The organism is Lactiplantibacillus xiangfangensis (assembly GCF_001438845.1).
GTDB lineage: Bacteria > Bacillota > Bacilli > Lactobacillales > Lactobacillaceae > Lactiplantibacillus > Lactiplantibacillus xiangfangensis.
Map to the genome: position 1 here is coordinate 1 of NZ_JQCL01000047.1, position 1,828 is coordinate 1,828.

The window sequence follows — 1,828 nt, forward strand, 5'->3', positions numbered from 1 at the left end:
TATACTAGACAAAAGATCAGCTCCTAAAAGATGGGTTTGTGGTAAACACCATTTTAGAGGAAGCTGATCTTTTTTGTCCGAACAGCGTTCGGATTAATTTTACAATCTACTATACCAATAAAAATTAGAGAACGTCTTGCTGCTCATATTTCTACAAAAATTGGACGTTCCGCTATGTTCATCACCTCTTTTCATACTAATAAAACAATGTCTGGTCTTCTCATTTAGACAGTTTTAATAAACATCTATAAATCCAAGTATAGTATGCTATCAAAAACAGCCATTAAGGCATACCCTAACGGCCTTTAAACATTTTTTATTAAAAATTATTTTTTATATAACTAGCCACATTTTCTTTGTCTGGAAATAAAGTAGCCTGGTTTATTTCCAATGATTGATTTAATTCGTTTAAAATTTGTTGCTTTTTTTCACCAGGAATTACTAATCTAATTGGCTCATTGTGTCCATTGTACAGAGATACTTTGTTATCAATATCATCATGAATATTTTCCAAGCTACATGATGTACCATCATAAGGTTCAAAAAGGAAAAAACCACTTTGAGCTCGTAAGCGTTCATTATTAATTGAAGGTTCGACGAAAAATGGGTGAAGTAAAGTTCTAAAGTTGATTAGATCAGCAAAATAACCAGTATCTCTTTTAATATCATGATACAGGCATTGCATTTCATAAGACTGATTTATTTCTTTATAGAAATCATTTAGTGAGTCATATACTTTTTGGTTTTCCTCAGAAAGTTGTTCATAATAGCCCTCTGGGAACTGCTTGACCAGATCCATGTACCAACTTTGGTATAAATGATTTTCATCTTCTTTCAACAAATCATCAATATTTTTGTTGAAAGAAGATATTTTTCTATAAATACTTTTCTTTTTTTCTTCGTCCATCAATGCTAATGTTGATAAGACTTCCACGGTGTCACTGCGACTACTATAGTATGTGAAATCATCAATATTTTGTGTCTTGTTAGAAAAAAACATGGTAACTATCCCGTCTGTTTCATGTCTTTCAGAATCAAGATGAGATTGACAGGCAAAATAAAGAGCGACAAGAGCATTGGTCGTTACATCTAATAACCTAGTTGGCAAGCCAAAATGTTGCATATAAGACAGGCGAGAAAAATTGTTTTCTAAATTGTTAAAATCGTTTGCGTACCTACGCATGTACTCATTAGTAAATGAATATTCATGGGTATATCCGGAGAGCTCTTTTTGTCTAAAGATGCTAGCAACGTTATTACTACTTTTGAAGTCATTTGACTGTCCTCTATAGAAAAATCGTGGTATCAAACCTCTTCCATCAACTGTTACATTAGCTTTTATAGACTTTAGGGATTCTGCTTTTTTGCTTAAAAAACTATTTACAGATTGAATATTCAAAATAGAACCTCCTATAGATATAAGCAAGCACTCTGATAAAATGAATCAATTACCGTATTTTTATGCTCAATGTTCTTACTAAGATGACTTACGTTAATACACTAATCCAGGTTAGAATGAAGTACACTACTGATTTAAAAATATGTTTCTAAAAGAATTATATCTCTGTATAATGAATCAAGTAGAGAAGTTAAGGCGGTGGCTATTTCCGATCGGAGGCGGTGCTTATGGTGTTAAACCTTTAAAGCCCATAAATCCTAACGAAAGGAGTAGCCTAAGTGTCCGTTTCGGACGCTTTACAATTAATGCTAGCTTTCGGTACATTTATCGTGGCCTTGATTGCATTAATTGTTGAGCTGATCAAAAGTCAGCAAAAAAAATAATCCGTCTTAGCTTTTGGCAGGGCTAACGGATTATTTAATCTATTAT

At 32.8% G+C, this 1,828-nt stretch carries 2 protein-coding genes; one reads left to right on the forward strand and one right to left on the reverse strand.

What is annotated here, in order from left to right:
- Positions 1-319: 319 nt before the first annotated feature.
- Positions 320-1,399 carry an FRG domain-containing protein gene (locus tag IV64_RS03950; RefSeq protein ID WP_057705857.1) on the reverse strand — a complete coding sequence of 360 codons (1,080 nt, stop codon included), beginning with the start codon at positions 1,397-1,399 and terminating at the stop codon, positions 320-322.
- 305 nt (positions 1,400-1,704) lie between these two features.
- Between IV64_RS03950 and IV64_RS03955 the strand changes: the two genes are divergently transcribed.
- Positions 1,705-1,782, forward strand: coding sequence for a putative holin-like toxin (locus IV64_RS03955; protein ID WP_076661461.1), 78 nt, complete (start codon positions 1,705-1,707; stop codon positions 1,780-1,782).
- Positions 1,783-1,828: the final 46 nt, after the last annotated feature.

Coding starts and splice junctions, on each gene's coding strand:
- IV64_RS03955 (WP_076661461.1), top strand. CDS start 1,705: ATGCTAGCTTTCGGTACATTTATCGTGGCCTTGATTGCATTAATTGTT.